Source organism: Sandarakinorhabdus sp. (assembly GCF_987265915.1).
Window position 1 is genome coordinate 2,003,643 of record NZ_OZ503948.1, and the last position, 14,888, is coordinate 2,018,530.

Annotated in this window: 13 protein-coding genes and 1 pseudogene; 2 read left to right on the top strand and 12 right to left on the bottom strand. The window is 67.0% G+C overall.

Annotated elements, in window-relative coordinates:
• Position 1: 1 nt before the first annotated feature.
• From metG to dusB, 12 genes and pseudogenes are all read right to left on the bottom strand, one after another.
• Positions 2 to 1,549, bottom strand: a complete 1,548-nt coding sequence (gene metG / locus AC6UUM_RS09770; protein ID WP_500802091.1) for a methionine--tRNA ligase — start codon at positions 1,547 to 1,549, stop codon at positions 2 to 4.
• 46 nt (positions 1,550 to 1,595) lie between these two features.
• Positions 1,596 to 2,570, bottom strand: a complete 975-nt coding sequence (locus AC6UUM_RS09775; protein WP_500802092.1) for a DNA polymerase III delta subunit-related protein — start codon at positions 2,568 to 2,570, stop codon at positions 1,596 to 1,598.
• Positions 2,567 to 3,190 carry a dTMP kinase gene (gene tmk / locus AC6UUM_RS09780; RefSeq protein WP_500802093.1) on the bottom strand — a complete coding sequence of 208 codons (624 nt, stop codon included), beginning with the start codon at positions 3,188 to 3,190 and terminating at the stop codon, positions 2,567 to 2,569. Before tmk ends, AC6UUM_RS09775 begins: the two co-directional genes overlap by 4 nt.
• Entirely contained in the window at positions 3,190 to 4,353 is a 1,164-nt protein-coding gene (locus AC6UUM_RS09785; protein WP_500802094.1) for a D-alanyl-D-alanine carboxypeptidase family protein, read from the bottom strand. The genes tmk and AC6UUM_RS09785 overlap by 1 nt, the downstream gene beginning before the upstream one ends.
• Before the next feature lie 23 nt (positions 4,354 to 4,376).
• Positions 4,377 to 5,213, bottom strand: coding sequence for a septal ring lytic transglycosylase RlpA family protein (locus AC6UUM_RS09790; protein ID WP_500802095.1), 837 nt, complete (start codon positions 5,211 to 5,213; stop codon positions 4,377 to 4,379).
• On the bottom strand, positions 5,210 to 6,310 hold the full coding sequence (locus AC6UUM_RS09795) for a lytic murein transglycosylase (protein WP_500802096.1): 1,101 nt from the start codon (positions 6,308 to 6,310) through the stop codon (positions 5,210 to 5,212). The genes AC6UUM_RS09790 and AC6UUM_RS09795 overlap by 4 nt, the downstream gene beginning before the upstream one ends.
• Before the next feature lie 43 nt (positions 6,311 to 6,353).
• A complete protein-coding gene (locus AC6UUM_RS09800; protein ID WP_500802097.1) occupies positions 6,354 to 6,542 on the bottom strand; it encodes a hypothetical protein in 189 nt (62 codons plus the stop codon).
• 67 nt (positions 6,543 to 6,609) lie between these two features.
• The gene (gene hflX / locus AC6UUM_RS09805) at positions 6,610 to 7,920 is read right to left on the bottom strand and encodes a GTPase HflX (protein ID WP_500804947.1); all 1,311 of its coding nucleotides are present in this window, start codon (positions 7,918 to 7,920) and stop codon (positions 6,610 to 6,612) included.
• A 70-nt stretch (positions 7,921 to 7,990) separates the two neighbouring features.
• Positions 7,991 to 8,218, bottom strand: a pseudogene (gene hfq / locus AC6UUM_RS09810) (RNA chaperone Hfq); the annotation flags it as partial.
• A 116-nt stretch (positions 8,219 to 8,334) separates the two neighbouring features.
• Positions 8,335 to 9,738 (bottom strand): nitrogen assimilation response regulator NtrX, encoded by a 1,404-nt coding sequence (gene ntrX, locus AC6UUM_RS09815; protein ID WP_500802098.1) that lies wholly within the window; start codon positions 9,736 to 9,738, stop codon positions 8,335 to 8,337.
• 12 nt (positions 9,739 to 9,750) lie between these two features.
• Positions 9,751 to 12,105 (bottom strand): sensor histidine kinase NtrY-like, encoded by a 2,355-nt coding sequence (locus AC6UUM_RS09820; RefSeq protein ID WP_500802099.1) that lies wholly within the window; start codon positions 12,103 to 12,105, stop codon positions 9,751 to 9,753.
• An 81-nt stretch (positions 12,106 to 12,186) separates the two neighbouring features.
• Positions 12,187 to 13,197 (bottom strand): tRNA dihydrouridine synthase DusB, encoded by a 1,011-nt coding sequence (gene dusB, locus AC6UUM_RS09825; RefSeq protein WP_500802100.1) that lies wholly within the window; start codon positions 13,195 to 13,197, stop codon positions 12,187 to 12,189.
• Between the two features lie 64 nt (positions 13,198 to 13,261).
• On the opposite strand from dusB, the gene AC6UUM_RS09830 reads away from it, so the two are divergent.
• Together AC6UUM_RS09830 and AC6UUM_RS09835 are read left to right on the top strand one after the other, a co-directional pair.
• Positions 13,262 to 14,401, top strand: a complete 1,140-nt coding sequence (locus AC6UUM_RS09830) for a bifunctional 2-C-methyl-D-erythritol 4-phosphate cytidylyltransferase/2-C-methyl-D-erythritol 2,4-cyclodiphosphate synthase (RefSeq protein WP_500802101.1) — start codon at positions 13,262 to 13,264, stop codon at positions 14,399 to 14,401.
• Positions 14,398 to 14,886, top strand: coding sequence for a CinA family protein (locus AC6UUM_RS09835; protein WP_500802102.1), 489 nt, complete (start codon positions 14,398 to 14,400; stop codon positions 14,884 to 14,886). The genes AC6UUM_RS09830 and AC6UUM_RS09835 overlap by 4 nt, the downstream gene beginning before the upstream one ends.
• Positions 14,887 to 14,888 lie beyond the last annotated feature (2 nt).

The following is a 14,888-nucleotide window of genomic DNA, read 5'->3' on the forward strand; positions in this document are numbered from 1 at the left end:
CTCAACCGTCGAGCGTCAGGCGGGGGAACACACCGGCGGGTGCAGGAAGCTGCGTGCCCGCTTCAACCGGCGTATTGAACGCCTTGAAATCACGGACATCGGCGGCCACGCCGAGTTGATCGAGCAGTTGCGCGCTGCTGCCCGGCATGAACGGCTGCGCCAGCAGGACGATGCGGCGCGTCGCATCCAGCGTCGCCGCCAGTACTTCGGCCATGCGCGCCGTATCGGTTTTCGCCAAGGCCCAGGGTGCGTTCTCGGCGAAATAGCCATTGGCAGCCGCCACCATGCCCATCACCGCATCCAGCGCCTTGTGCAGCGCCAGCGCGTTCATGTGGGCGAAATAGGCCTCCGAGCCGGCCATGAACGCCGCTTTCAGGCGCAGTTCGCTCTCACCGGCAGCGCCGCGCACCGGCATGACGCCGCCCAGATTCTTGGCGACCATCGAAAGGCTGCGCTGCGCCAGATTGCCGATGCCATTGGCGAGATCGGCGTTGGTGCGCTCGACAATGGCTTCATCGCTGTAGCTGCCGTCCTCGCCAAAGGCGACTTCGCGGCACAGGAACCAGCGTAGGCGGTCCACGCCGAAGCGCGTCGCCATATCGACAGGATCGACGACATTGCCGACCGATTTGGACATTTTCTCGCCGCGGTTGAGCAAAAATCCATGGCCGAACACGGTTTTCGGCAAGGCCAGGCCGGCCGAAATCAGGAATGCCGGCCAGTAAACCGTGTGGAAGCGCACGACATCCTTGCCGACCACATGCAGATCGGCCGGCCACCATTCACCGTCCAGCCCGCCCCGACCACTACCATCTGCGCCGGTCAGATAATTGGCCAGTGCATCGAGCCAGACATACATCACATGGCGCTCGTCGCCCGGCACGGGAATGCCCCAGGTGAAGCTGGTACGGCTGACCGACAGATCTGAAAGTCCACCGGCAACAAAGGCGCGCATCTCGTTGAAACGGCTGGATGGCTGGATGAATTCGGGCTGGCTGTCATAGATCGCCAGCAGCCGATCCTGATAGGCGGACAGCTTGAAGAACCAGCTTTCCTCCACCGTCCATTCGACCGGCGTGCCCTGCGGCGACAGTTGCACCGTGGCGCCGGCGGCGTCAGTGGCTTCGACCAGCTCGGCCTGATCATAATAGGCCTCGTCGCGCACCGAGTACCAGCCTTCGTAGCGGCCAAGGTAGAGATCGCCGTTGGCGGCCATGCGCTGCCACAGGGCCTGCACCAGTGCCTTGTGATCGGTATCGGTGGTGCGGATGAAGCGATCAAAGCTGATGCCGAGCGCTGCATCCATGGCGAGAAACGGCGCCACCATGTCATCGACATAGACCTTGGGTGGCTTGCCGGCGGCGCGGGCGGCCTGGTCGATCTTCAGGCCATGTTCGTCGGTGCCGGTCAGGAAGCGCACATCATGGCCATCCAGCCGCTTGAAGCGCGCGATGACATCGGTGGCGATCACCTCATAGGCGTGCCCCATGTGTGGACGGCCATTGGGATAGGCAATGGCGGTGGTGATATAGAAGCGCGGATTGATCATGCTGCGCTGCAATGGGGCAATACAGCCGCCAATTCAAGTTTGGGCTTCAAGCCGGCAGCGACGCCACATGCATGCCCAGCGCATAGCCGACCTGGCCGGGATCGAGTTGCAGCGGCACCGCCTCGCGCGCCAGCCGGCTGGCCTGTTCCCAGGCAGCGATGGCATCTGCACGCGCGCTGCCGCCAAGCAGTTGGGCTTTGGCAGCCATCACCGCCGGCGCACGATCGAGCAGCGCGGCATAGCGCCCCTCCCCGCCCTTGCCGCTGATGCTGCGCGCCAGCGCCAGCGCGGCCGGGCTGGCCCGCTCGATGGGCAAGCCGATCAGGCCGGCCAAGTCCCGTTCCAGCGTGGTGATGCCGGCAGCGGCCAGGCCGAGCGCGCGGCCGGGGCAGCCTTGCGCCAGACGCACCAACAGGCCGGCATCCTCGCCGCCCAGATCGGCGCCAGCCAGCACGCGGGCAACCTCTGCATCGGGCAGGCGCGAAAAGCGCAAGGTGCGGCAGCGCGAACGGATGGTGGGCAGCAGGCGGCCGGGCGTGTGGCTGACCAGCAGGAAAATCGTATCCGGCGACGGCTCCTCAAGATTTTTCAGCAAGGCATTGGCGGTGTTGCGATTCATGTCGTCGGCGGCATCAACGATCACCACCCGGCGCTGGCCCAGCATCGGCGTTCCGGTGAGAAATTCGCGCAGGGGCTGGCCTTCGCTGTCGGAGCGGCGGACGATCTGGCCGATGACGATTTCGGCGCGCAGCTTGCCGGTCTTGGCCGGCAGACGTTCGAGCAGACGGAAATCGAGGTGCGATCCCGCCGCCATCAACCGAGCGGCCTCGCAATCGTCGGCCACGCTGAAATCCGTTCCCGCCGGCGCACCGGCCAGCAGCCAGGTGGCGGCAGCATGGGCGAACTGCGCCTTGCCGAGGCCCTGCTGGCCGGCGAGCAGCCAGGCGTGGTGCGGCCGGCCGCCGGTGAAAGCGTCCATGAACGCCGTGACCTGTTGGTGATGGCCGATCAGGCCGGTCACAGGGCCGCCATGATGCGGGCTGCCACGGCGTCGATGCGGCCGCTGGCCGTGATGGCGTGGCAGCGTTTCGGGTCACTGGCCGGCAGGCCGGCGAAGAAGCCCTGCACGCGGGCATGGAAATCGCCGCCAATGGCTTCGAAACGGGCTTCGGCGGTTCCCCTCTCGGCTGCCAAACGTGCGGCGGCGCGGCCCAGGCCCTCGGCCTCATCCAGCAGCAATACCAAGGTCAAATCCGGCCACAGGCCAACCGACATTTCATGCAAGGAAATCAACGCGACGTCCGCCAGTCCGCGCCCGGCGCCCTGATAGGCCCGCGTCGAATCGATATAACGGTCACAGATCACCGTCGCACCGCGATCCAGCGCCGGGCGGATGACGCGCGCGACATGATCGACGCGCGCTGCCGTAATCAGCAGCGCCTCGCTCCACGCCGTCCAGCGCGCGTCTTCGCCGGTCACCAGCAGGCTTCGTATGGCTTCGGCGCCCGGCGTGCCACCCGGTTCGCGGGTCAGCACGACCTCAAGTCCCTGCGACCGCAGCGTTTCCGCCAGCCGGCGGGCCTGCGTGGACTTGCCGCTCCCCTCCCCGCCTTCCAGCGTGATGAAGCGGCCGGCAAGCATCAGCCGAACAGGCCCATCAGCCAGTTCCAGCCGCGGCGGACGAAATTGGCTTCCTCGATGGCGACCGGGGTGACCAGCGGCAGCTTCACCGCTGCCTGGCCGGGCATGGTCACCACCAGATCGGCGACCTTGGTGCCGGCCTTGAGCGGTGCCGTCAGGCCGGGTACCGCGACGACGCTGGTCTTGCGCTCCATGCCAAAGCCGCGCGGCAGGGTGGCGAACAGGTCGCGCGGCGCGGTGGCGGCCACCGTGGCTTCGGCAGCGCCGGAAATCGCGGCCTGGCCCACCACCTGGCCTTTTTTCCCGAGCGGCACATTCTGCCAGGCGGCAAAGCCCCAGTTCATGAAATCGACGCTGGACGACACGCGGCCGCCGAAACTGTCCAGCCCGGCCACCACCATGACCAGACGGCGGCCATTCTGCACCGCCGAACCGGTGAAGCCATAGCCGGCTTCATCGGTGTGGCCGGTTTTCAGGCCATCGGCGCCGGCAACCTTGCCCAACAGGGGATTGCGATTGGCCTGGGTGATGTCCTGCCCGGCCCCCATCGTCTTGCCCCAGGTGAAATTCTCCTTGCCATAGAAACGTGTGTAGAGATCGGGGAAGTCGCGGATCGTCGCTTCGGCGATGGTGGCGAGATCGCGGGCGGTGACATATTCATTCGGGTCGGGCCAGCCATTGGTGTTGGCGAAATTGCTGTTCTTCAGGCCCAGCCTTTTGGCTTCGCGATTCATCAGCGCGACATAATTGGCCTCGGTGCCGCCCAGGCCTTCGGCCAGCACGACGCAGGCATCATTGCCCGACAAGGTAACGATGCCGTGCAGCAGATTTTCAACGCTGACCTGCTCGTTCACCGACAGGAACATCGTGCTGCCCGTGTTGTTCCATTTGGTCCAGGTTTCCGGCCGCACCAGCACGGTCTGGTTCAGGTTGGCCTCGCCGGCCTTCAGCAGCTTGAAGGCGACATAGACGCTCATCATCTTGCCCATCGATGCCGGCGGCATCTTCTGATCGGCATTCTTGGCAAACAGCACGCGGCCGGTTTGCAGATCCTTCAGATAGGCGATCGGGGCAGCGGTATCATAAGCGGGGGCTTGAGCCAGAACAGGCGCGGCCAGAGCGGCGGCCAGAAACATGGGAGAAACCAAAGAAATCAAACGCATCGTAACACTGATCCTTGTTGGGTCTATCGACCGCCCGCAGGCGGAATCAATCTGGCATCGCCATAGCCCGCAGCGCGCACCTGCGCCAGCGCCGCGCTGGCATCGGCCTGACTGGCGAACGGGCCCAGCCGCACTCGCGTCAGGCCGCCGGGCGCGGCTTCCGTGCGCACCGGGCCGAAACTGGCCAGATAGGCGCTCAGCCACGACACCCGGCCGCCATCGGCCAGCGCGGCAACCTGCACCAGCCAGGCGGAGGCGGTGGTCGCCGTTGGCACAGCGACTGTCGCGATCGGCGGCACTGGCGCGGCGGCAATCACTGTTACGGGGGCCTCGGGCGGCTTGCCCTCCGGATAGACCCGCTTCAACCGCACCCGCGCGGTGCCGGCGCGGTCAACCCCCAGCAGCTGCGCCGATTTTCGCGACAGATCGATGATGCGTTGGCGGGCAAACGGGCCGCGATCGTTGATACGCACGGTCAGCCGGCGGCCGTTGTCGAGATTTTCCACCTCCACCCAGCTCGGCATCGGCAGAGTGCGGTGCGCGGCCGTGATATCGTCCTGATCATAGGTTTCGCCATTGGCCGTGCTGCCGGCGTGGAAGCCGGGGCCGTACCAGCTGGCGATGCCCTCTTCGGCATAGTCGCGATCATCGGCGGGGACATAGGTGACCCCGGCGACCTGATAAGGCTTGCCGATCTTCACCGGCCATTTGCCCAGCCGGGCCGCATCGCGGGCAACAGCGCTGGCGTCTTCCGACAGCACGGCCGCGCGCGGCGGGGTGGTGCGCGGTGGCGGCTTGTTGCCACTGGCGCAGGCCGTCACCAGCAGCCCGGCCAGCAGCGGCCGCCAGAGCCTGATCATGGGGCGTTGTTCCCCGCCAGCACGGCAGCATCGGGAACGCTATTTGCAGTCGGGAGGCTGATGGCATCGGCCAGCAGCCCCACGGACAGCGCATAGAGATTGGAACAATTATAGCCCAGGATCGCCCGATAGCTGCCGGTGACCAGATAGGCGCCCTGCCCGGCCCCGTCCGGTTCGATCAGGCTCATCGCCACATCATCGCCCGGCCAGGCAGCGTTGACCGGCGTGAAGCCCAGGGCGCGCCATTCGCGCGCGGGTTTCAGCGCGCTGTGCCGGGCCAGCGGCGCCACGCAGCGCGTGGGCGGCTCGGCCGCGGCCACGCTGGCGCGATCAAAGCCTTCCGGCACCAGCGCGCGAAAGCCCCAGCCTTCGCCGGCCTGCCAGCCGGAGGTGCCGAGATAATGGCCGATGGAGGCAAAGACATCGGGGAGGCTGCCCCACAGATCGACAATGCCATCGCCATCGCCATCGCGGCCGTGGCTGAGATAGGATGATGGCAGGAATTGTGTCTGCCCGAAGGCGCCGGCCCAACTGCCCTTCATCGCATCGCGCGCCACATGGCCTTCGCCCACCATCTGCACCGCGGCATCGAGCTCGCGGGTGAACAAGGCGGCACGGCGGCCATCGAAGGCCAGGGTGGCCAGCGCTGAGGGCAGATCGTGGCGGCCGAGCACCCGGCCATAGCTGGTTTCGATCCCCCAGATCGCCGCGATCACCGCCGCCGGCACGCCGCTGCGGGCTTCGGCTGCGGCCAGTGCGTCGCGATTGGCGGCGAACTGGCGCTGGCCATGGGGGATGCGGTCGCCGCGGAATTTCGCCGCGAGATAGTCCGGGAAACGCACCGGGCGCGCGGCGCCGCCAGGCTGGCTGCGATCGGCGCCGATCACGCGCGGCACGAGCTCCACATCGACCAGCGCGGCCTCCAGCCATTCCGGCTTCAACCCGCGTGCCGTGGCTTCGGCACGATAGATGTTGAGCCAGTCGGCAAAGGCCGCCAATTGCGCCGGCGTGGCGCGTGCGTCATCGGCGCGCGCGGGGGCCATGAGGCCGAGCGCCAACAATGGGGTGAGAGCAAGAAAACGGAACAGGCTACGCATTTGCCGCTTGTGCCACCGGCGACAGGCCTGGGAAAGACCCTATCTATTGCGGCTGGTTTGCCGGCAGCGCTGGCGGCGCGGCCGCCTGCGCGTGCAGCGGGCCATAAGGGTTGGGCGGCAGCGACGAAATGCAGCCGGCGGTGCCCGCGCAATCACGTGCGGCCATGTTGCCGTCCCACGCACAGGCCGCGAGCATGGGAGCAAGCGCCAGCAATACCGTCAATCGAATCATCTTCGCCCCTCTTGCCGCCGATACCGGCAAAGTCGCCAGCCGGGGCTGTCTGCAAGCTGAACGGCGATCAGGCCAGTTCCATCGCCGCAAACCGGGCCCGGTCCTTGTCGGACAGGCGCACTTCGATGGTGACGCCGTCGTCGTCATAGGCTTCGCTGACGACATCGCCGTGGCTGTGCAGCCAGGCCAGGCGCTTGCCATCGGCCGCCGGCAGCACGAAACGGTGAACGCGCGCGCCGGCGCGCAGCACGATGTCCATCGCTGCGCGCAGTTCGTCCAGGCCCTCCCCGGTCAGGGCGGAGACCGGGATGGCATCGCCGCCGGTGCGTGCCTGCAACGCTTCGCGCTGCTCGGCATCCATCGCGTCGATCTTGTTGAACACGGTGAGCATCGGCGTTTCACGCCCTTCCGGCGCCAGGCCGAGTTCGGTCAGCACCTTCATCACATCTTGCGCCTGCGCGTCGCTGTCCGGATGGCTGATGTCGCGGACATGCACGATCAGATCAGCCTCCAGCACTTCCTCCAGCGTGGCGCGGAACGCCGCCACCAACTGCGTCGGCAGATCGGAGACAAAACCGACCGTGTCGGACAGCACCAATTTGTCGTGCCCCGGCAGCTTGATGGCGCGCATGGTGGGATCGAGTGTCGCGAACAGCAGATCCTCGGCGCGCACATCGGCGCCGGTCAGCCGGTTGAACAAGGTCGATTTGCCGGCATTGGTATAGCCGACCAGCGCCACCACCGGCCACGGCGCCTTCTGGCGGTTGTGGCGGTGCAGGCCGCGCGTGCGGCGCACATCCTCCAGTTCCTTGCGCAGCCGGGCGATGCGATCCCGGATCAGCCGGCGATCGGTTTCGATCTGCGATTCGCCGGGGCCGCCGAGAAAACCGAAGCCGCCGCGCTGGCGTTCGAGGTGGGTCCAACTGCGCACCAGCCGGCTGGCCTGATAATGAAGATGCGCCAGTTCGACCTGCAACGTGCCTTCGGAGGTGCTGGCGCGCTCGCCGAAAATCTCCAGGATCAGCCCGGTGCGGTCGATCACCTTGGCCTTCAGCTCTTTCTCCAGATTGCGCTGCTGCACGGGCGTCACCGGGCCATCGATGATCACCACCTCCACGCACAGCGCCGCAACCATCCCGGCCAGCCGGGCGATCTGCCCGGTGCCGAGCAGGCGCGACACGTTGGGCGCGCGCAGCTTGACGATCTCGGCATGCACGACATCGAGCGCGATGGCATTGGTCAGGCCGACCGCTTCAGCCAGCTTGGCATCGGGGGAGCGCAGCGCGCTGGCGCTACCACTGTTGAGTACGGGCAACACGACCAGCGCGCGCGATCCGGTGCGGATGCCGCGTGCTTCGTCGAATGCGCCGATGGTGATGTCGGGAACGCCGGCCTCGGTGGGTCCGGGTGTGTTTGAATTCAAACGCTTGCTCTCAATCTTCTTCGGTTTCGGCCTCGAACAATTGCAGCGGGGTGGCTGGCATCACCGTCGAGATGGCGTGCTTGTACACCAATTGGCTGTGGCCGTCACGGCGCAGCAGCACCGAGAAATTGTCGAACCAGGTGATCACGCCCTGCAGCTTGACGCCGTTGACCAGGAACATCGTCACCGGCGTGCGCGTCTTGCGCACCGTGTTGAGGAACATGTCCTGCAAACTGTTGGGTTTGTCCGCCATTGGGCCATCCTCTTGTTTTTGGGCGGCCGCAACCGCCATCCCCGATCCGTAGCGTTTGCCCGACGGACCAACAATGGCATCATTCGCCACAGTCGAGGCGCTGTGGCAGTGGTCATTCATCCCCCGCCGCCATCGACGTCGTCTTCGCCGGCCGGTTCATCGGCCAGGCCAAGCGCCTTCAGCTTGCGGTGCAGCGCGCTGCGTTCCATGCCGATGAAGCTGGCGGTGCGGCTGATGTTGCCGGAAAAGCGCCGGATCTGGGCGCGCAGATATTCGCGTTCAAAGGCTTCGCGGGCTTCGCGCAGCGGTGTGCCCATGATCGACCGCACCGCCTGGCCGGGCACCAGCCGCGCCGGTTCGGCGGTCACTTCCGGCGGCAGCATGTCGATATCGATCTGCGCCATGCTCACCGGCGCCAGGATCAGCGTGCGTTCGATGACATTGCGCAACTGGCGGACATTGCCGGGCCAATCATAGGTTTGCAGCGCGGCCAGCGCATCGTCCGACATGCCGGGCGTCGGCAGGCCGCGTTCGGCGGCAAAGCGCGCCAGGAAATATTGCGCCAATTCGGCAACATCCTCGCGCCGTTCCGACAGCGGCGGCAGCCGGACCGGCACGACATTCAGCCGGTAATAAAGATCCTCGCGAAAGCGGCCCGCGGCAATCTCACCCGAAAGATCGCGGCTGGTGGCGGAAATCACCCGCACATCCACCCGCACCATGCGCGCCCCGCCCACGCGGCTGAACACCTGTTCGGTCAACACGCGCAGGATCTTGGCCTGGGTGGTGGCCGGCATGTCGGCCACATCATCCAGGAACAATGTGCCGCCATGCGCCTGTTCGAGCAGGCCGGCACGGACGCGATCGCCAGCGGTCTCTACTCCGAACAGCGCTTCCTCGACGGTTTCCGGCGTCATGCGCGCCGCCGAGACGACCACAAACGGCGCTGCGACACGCGGGCTCCACTGGTGCAGCAGGCGTGCGGCGACTTCCTTGCCGCTGCCGGCCGGGCCGGTGATCAGCACGCGGCTGCCGGTGGCGGCCACGCGGCGCAGCGTGGCCCGCACCTGATTGATCTGCGGCGAGGTGCCGGTCAGCTCGGCATCATAGCCGACCCGTTCCTTCAACGCCTCATATTCGCGGCGCAGCCGTTCGGTTTCAGTGGCGCGGCGCACCACCAGCAGCAATTGTTCGGCCTGGAACGGCTTTTCGATATAGTCATAGGCCCCGCGCTTGATGGCGGCGACCGCGGTATCGAGTGTGCCGTGGCCGGAAATCACCACCACCGGCAAGGTGGGATCGCGGGTTTTGATCACATCAAGCAGTTCAATGCCATCCATGGTCGAGCCTTGCAGCCAGACATCGAGGATGACCAGGCTGGGCCGGCGTTCGGCAATCGCTGCCAGCGCGCCATCGCTGTTGGCGGCGACCCGGGTTTCGAAGCCTTCATCGCCGAGCACGCCGGCCACGAGATCGCGGATATCGGCTTCATCATCGACGATCAGGATATCAAGGGCCATGGGCAGTCCTGTTCAGGCGGAAACGCTGGTGGGGGCGATATTCTGGGTGGCGGCCGGCGCCGCGCCGGACGCCTGGGGCGTGGCAAGCAGCGCGCGGCTGATGTGCGCCACCACCAGCGCGCCGGGGGGGGCTGCCGACCCGGCGGGCGCCGGATTATCCGACAGCAACAGCGTGCCGCCATGTTCCTCGATGATCTTGGCCGCGATGGCGAGGCCAAGGCCGGTGCCGCGCGCCCGGGTGGTGACATAGGGTTCGAGCAGGCGGGCCCGGTCTTCGGCCGGGAAGCCCAGGCCATTGTCGGCAATGGCGATACTGGCCTGATCATCATCGGTGGTGACGCGGATCGTGATTTCACCGGCGCGGCCGGGCCTGCCGGCCTGTGCATCGCGTTCGGTGCGCGCCGTCACGCTTTCGGCGGCATTCTTGATCAGATTGGTCAGCGCGCGTGCCAGTTGCTGGCGGTCACAGACCAGCGCCAGATCCGTGGCGACCTCCAGGCTGAAGCGGATTGCGGGAAAGGCCACTTCCTGCAACACCAGCGCCTGCCGCAGGATGCGATCGAGCGGTTCGGGCGCGAACACCGGCTTGGGCAGGCGGGCGAATTCCGAAAATTCATCGACCATGCGCCGCAAATCGCCGACCTGGCGGACAATGGTGCCGGTCAGCGTGGTGAAGATTTCGGCATCCTCGTTGATCTGGCGGCCGAATTTGCGCTGCAAACGCTCGGCGGCCAGGCTGATCGGGGTGAGCGGATTCTTGATCTCGTGGGCGATGCGCCGCGCCACATCGGCCCAGGCGGCGCGGCGCTGATCGGCAAGCTGTGCGGTGATATCATCGAAGGTGAGCACATAGCCATCATCGGCACCAATCCGATGGCCGTCGGCAGCCGCGCCGATGCGCACCGCCAGCGTCTGGGTTTCGGTGCCGCGCTGGATGCGCACCTGGCCGGCGGCGTCGCCGGTGTGCCGCGCGGTATCAAGCAGTTCGGCCAGTTCCGGCGCGACATCGCGCAGATATTGCCCGCGCATGGCCCGGTGCGGCACGGCCAGCAGCGCGGCGGCCGACGCGTTGGCGACGCGGATGATGCCTTCGGGCGCAATCGACATCACCCCGGCCGACACGCCGGCCAGCACGGTTTCGGTAAAGCGCCGGCGGGTATCGAGTTCATCATTGGCCGTAAGCAGCGCGCTTTGCTGGGTTTTCAATTGCCCGGTCATGCGGTTGAAGGCGCGTTCCAGCGCGCCGATCTCGTCAGCGGCGCCGCCCACCGGCACGCGTGCATCCAGATCACCGGCCCCCACCCGCTCGGCGGCAAACACCAGCCGCGCAATGGGCTCCACCAGCCGGTTGGCCAGCCACAGCGCGAACCAGATGGCGACGATCAGCGTGAGCAAGGACACCGCCATCAACACCAGATTGAACCGCAACTGCATGGTGCGGCCGCGTTCCATCAACAGGTTATAGTCGCCCAGCGCGCTGGCCGCCTGGCGGGCGCGGGCCAGCACGGCGGGATCGACCTTGCGGCTGACATAGAGGAAGGTGCCGGGGTTGGCGGGCACGGCGACGGCGGCCTCCACCCGGTCAGCCCCGGTGCCGATCAGCGTGACCGGCGCGTTGACGGCGCGATCGAGGCGCATGTTGGCGATATGGCGCAGCGCTTCGGCCGGAGTCGCCTTGCTCACCGCGATCAGCGCGAGGCCGTCGGCATCGCTATGCACCACGGCGGCTTCGGTGAGGGTGCGGCCAGCGACCTGGAAATCGAGGCCTCGGCGATACAGGGCGCTGCCCTCGCCGAAATCGCGGGCATAGGATGCGACGTCGGCGGCCATCACCACGATATCATCGGCGATGCGCTTGCGGTTTTCCTCGACATAGGCCTGCGCGACCTGGTTGGAGCCATCGAGGATGGTTTTCACCCGATCCGAAAACCAGAATTGCACACCAAACTGGAACAACAGCGAGGCGAACGCCACCACCAGCAGGGTGGGCACCGCCGCGATCGCCGAGAACAGCGCCACCAGCCGCAGGTGCAGCCGTGCGCCGGCCAGGCCGCGGCGGCGGTTGGTGATGAGAATGGCGACGCGGCGGCCGATCAGCACGATCAGCAACATCGCCGGCACCAGGCTGGCGACCAGCAGCAGGCCCACCAGATTTTGCGACGCGCCATTGGCCGGCAGGCCGCGCCCGGTCAGATAGGCATAGCTCGACCAACCGAGCACGATGGTGGCGATGGCCGCCGCCAGTTCGAGGCGCGGGTAGATGTTGCGCGATCGCGACAAGCGCCGCCACTGCCAGCGCAGGCGCATGGCCAGGGCGCGGCGACGGGGCCGTGCGGTGCGGTGGAATGGAATCGAATCGGCCGTCACTGCCGACCGGTATAAGGCCAAACTGTTGCGCCGGGAACACACAAGGTCGCCGCACCGTTGCGCAGGTGCGACAGGTGCCGTTCAGGCCGCGGCGCGCAGCTCCGGCAGGCGCGTTTGCGCCGCGTAGAAGCGGTCGATCATGTCCAGCGCCACCTGCGCATCGGTGATCTGGTTGACCGCGTGGCGGAACTGCGCGCTATCGTGCAGGCCTTTCGTGTACCAACCCAGATGCTTGCGGGCGAGATTGACGCCGTTGAGCGGCCCATACAGGTCGAGCATCAGGCCATAATGTTCACGCACCAACGCGTGCTGCTGCTCCAGCGTCGGATCTGCCGGCACGGCGCGACCCGTGAGCGCCGCCATCACCTGGCCGATCAGCCAGGGGCGACCATAGGCACCGCGGCCGATCATCACGCCATCGGCGCCGCTTTGCGCCAGCGCGGTGCGGGCATCATCGATCGAACAGATATCGCCATTGACGATCACCGGCAGGCGCACGGCATTTTTCACCTGCGCGACATAGGCCCAATCGGCATGGCCGCTGTACAGCTGGTTGCGGGTGCGGCCGTGCACGGTGATCATCTGCACGCCCTCCCCTTCGGCGATGCGCGCCAATTCGGGGGCATTCAGGCTGTTGTGATCCCAGCCCATGCGCATTTTCAACGTCACCGGCAGTTCGACGGCGCGCACCGTGGCACGGATCAGCCGCGTGGCCAGCGGCAGATCGCGCATCAGCGACGATCCGGCGTGACCGTTGACCACCTTCTTCACCGGGCAGCCCATGTTGATGTCGATGATCGCCGCGCCCTTCTGCTCGTTCAGCTTCGCGGCATCGGCCATGCGTTCGGGCTCGCAGCCGGCGAGCTGCATCGAAACCGGTTCTTCCGATGCGTGCCAGGCGGCCTTTTGCAGGCTCTGGCGGGTCTCGCGGATCATCGCTTCGGATGCGATCATTTCGGTGACGGTGAGGCCGGCCCCGAAGCGCTTGACCAGCGTGCGGAACGGCATGTCGGTCACGCCGGTCATCGGCGCCAGGATGACCGGCGCGTCGATGCGGTTGGGGCCGATGTGGATGGGGGCGATCAGGGACATTGCGCGCGGCCATAGCCCACAAAGGGCCTTTTCGACAAGGCGGGCCGGGCCTAAGCACGCCGGTATGCGCATCCATGCCATCATTGTTGCGGCGGGCTCCGGCATCAGGGCGGGCGGCGGCGTGCCCAAGCAGTATCGCGATGTGGCCGGGCAGCCGCTGTTGCGCCATGCCGTGCTGGGGTTGCTGGGCCATGCGGGCGTGACGGTGGTGATCAATCCGGACAGCCGCGCACTCTATGATGAGGCGGTGGCTGGCCTTGGACTGCCCGAGCCCGTCGCCGGCGGCGCGACCCGGCAGGCGAGTGTGCTGGCCGGGCTGGAGGCGCTTTCGGGCGATCCGCCGGATGTGGTGCTGGTGCATGATGCCGCGCGCGCCTTCGTGCCGGCGCAGCTGATCGATGCGCTGCTGGCGGCGTTTGCGGATCCGGCGGTCGATGGCGCCTGCCCGGCCCTGCCCCAGGTCGATAGTCTGCGGCGCGGTGCGGATGGGCGGTTTTCGGGCAGCGTCGATCGTGACGGGCTGTGGCGGGTGCAGACCCCGCAAGCCTTCCGCTATCCGGCGCTGCTGGCGGCGCACCGGGCGGCTGCGCCGGGCGCGACCGACGAAGTGGCGATTGCCCTCGGCGCCGGCCTGAGCGTGGCGATCACTTGCGGCGATGAACGCGCTTTCAAGGTGACGGAGCCGGCCGATTTTGCCAAAGCGGCGGCGATGACGATTTACTCTTCGCGCGCCGCCTCCGGTTTCGATGTGCACCGCTTCGGGCCGGGCGATCATGTCTGGCTGTGCGGGATCAAGGTGCCGCACGATGCCGGCCTGATCGGCCACAGCGATGCCGATGCCGGCCTGCATGCGCTCACCGATGCGCTGCTCGGTACTATCGCTGCCGGCGATATCGGCGATCATTTCCCGCCCAGTGATGAACGCTGGCGCGGTGCGGCGTCGGACCAGTTCCTCGCCCACGCCGGCAGCCTGGTACGGAAACGCGGCGGCATCATCGATCATGTCGATGTGACGCTGATCTGTGAGCGGCCCAAGATCGGCCCGCACCGCGATGCGATGCGGGTGCGGATTGCCGAAATCCTGGGTCTGGCGCTGGAGCGGGTGAGCGTGAAGGCCACCACCACCGAGAAATTGGGCTTCACCGGCCGGCAGGAAGGTATCGCCGCGCAGGCGATGGCCAGCGTGCGGCTGCCCGAAGCATGACCCCCGACCTCATCGCACTGGCCGAGATCGTGCTGGCGGAAAATCGCGCCGCCGGGCGTACGGTGGCCACCGCTGAAAGCTGCACCGGCGGGCTGGTGGCGGCGGCGCTCACCGAGATACCCGGATCGTCGGACGTGTTCGATCGCGGCTTCGTCACCTATTCCAACGCCGCCAAGATGGAGATGCTCGGCGTATCGGAGGATGTGCTGGGCACCTTCGGCGCGGTTTCGGTGGCGACGGCCTGGGCGATGGCGCGCGGCGCGCTGGAGCGCAGCGGCGCCGATATTGCGGTATCGATCACCGGCATCGCCGGGCCGGGCGGCGCCACGCCCGGCAAGCCGGTGGGCCTGGTGGTGTTCGCCCGCGCCGTGCGCGGCGAGGATCCGGAAGCCGTGGTGGCCGACACGCGCCAGTTCGGCGATCTGGGCCGCGCGGAGGTGCGCCGGCAGGCGGCGCTGGTGGCGCTGGAATTGCTGCGGCCTTGAGG

Bases quoted from the DNA above. Each gene is read 5' to 3' on its own strand.
- metG (WP_500802091.1), bottom strand. From the start codon at position 1,549: ATGATCAATCCGCGCTTCTATATCACCACCGCCATTGCCTATCCCAAT.
- tmk (WP_500802093.1), bottom strand. From the start codon at position 3,190: ATGCTTGCCGGCCGCTTCATCACGCTGGAAGGCGGGGAGGGGAGCGGC.
- AC6UUM_RS09785 (WP_500802094.1), bottom strand. From the start codon at position 4,353: ATGCGTTTGATTTCTTTGGTTTCTCCCATGTTTCTGGCCGCCGCTCTG.
- AC6UUM_RS09790 (WP_500802095.1), bottom strand. From the start codon at position 5,213: ATGATCAGGCTCTGGCGGCCGCTGCTGGCCGGGCTGCTGGTGACGGCC.
- AC6UUM_RS09795 (WP_500802096.1), bottom strand. From the start codon at position 6,310: ATGCGTAGCCTGTTCCGTTTTCTTGCTCTCACCCCATTGTTGGCGCTC.
- AC6UUM_RS09800 (WP_500802097.1), bottom strand. From the start codon at position 6,542: ATGATTCGATTGACGGTATTGCTGGCGCTTGCTCCCATGCTCGCGGCC.
- ntrX (WP_500802098.1), bottom strand. From the start codon at position 9,738: ATGGCCCTTGATATCCTGATCGTCGATGATGAAGCCGATATCCGCGAT.
- dusB (WP_500802100.1), bottom strand. From the start codon at position 13,197: ATGTCCCTGATCGCCCCCATCCACATCGGCCCCAACCGCATCGACGCG.
- AC6UUM_RS09830 (WP_500802101.1), top strand. From the start codon at position 13,262: ATGCGCATCCATGCCATCATTGTTGCGGCGGGCTCCGGCATCAGGGCG.
- AC6UUM_RS09835 (WP_500802102.1), top strand. From the start codon at position 14,398: ATGACCCCCGACCTCATCGCACTGGCCGAGATCGTGCTGGCGGAAAAT.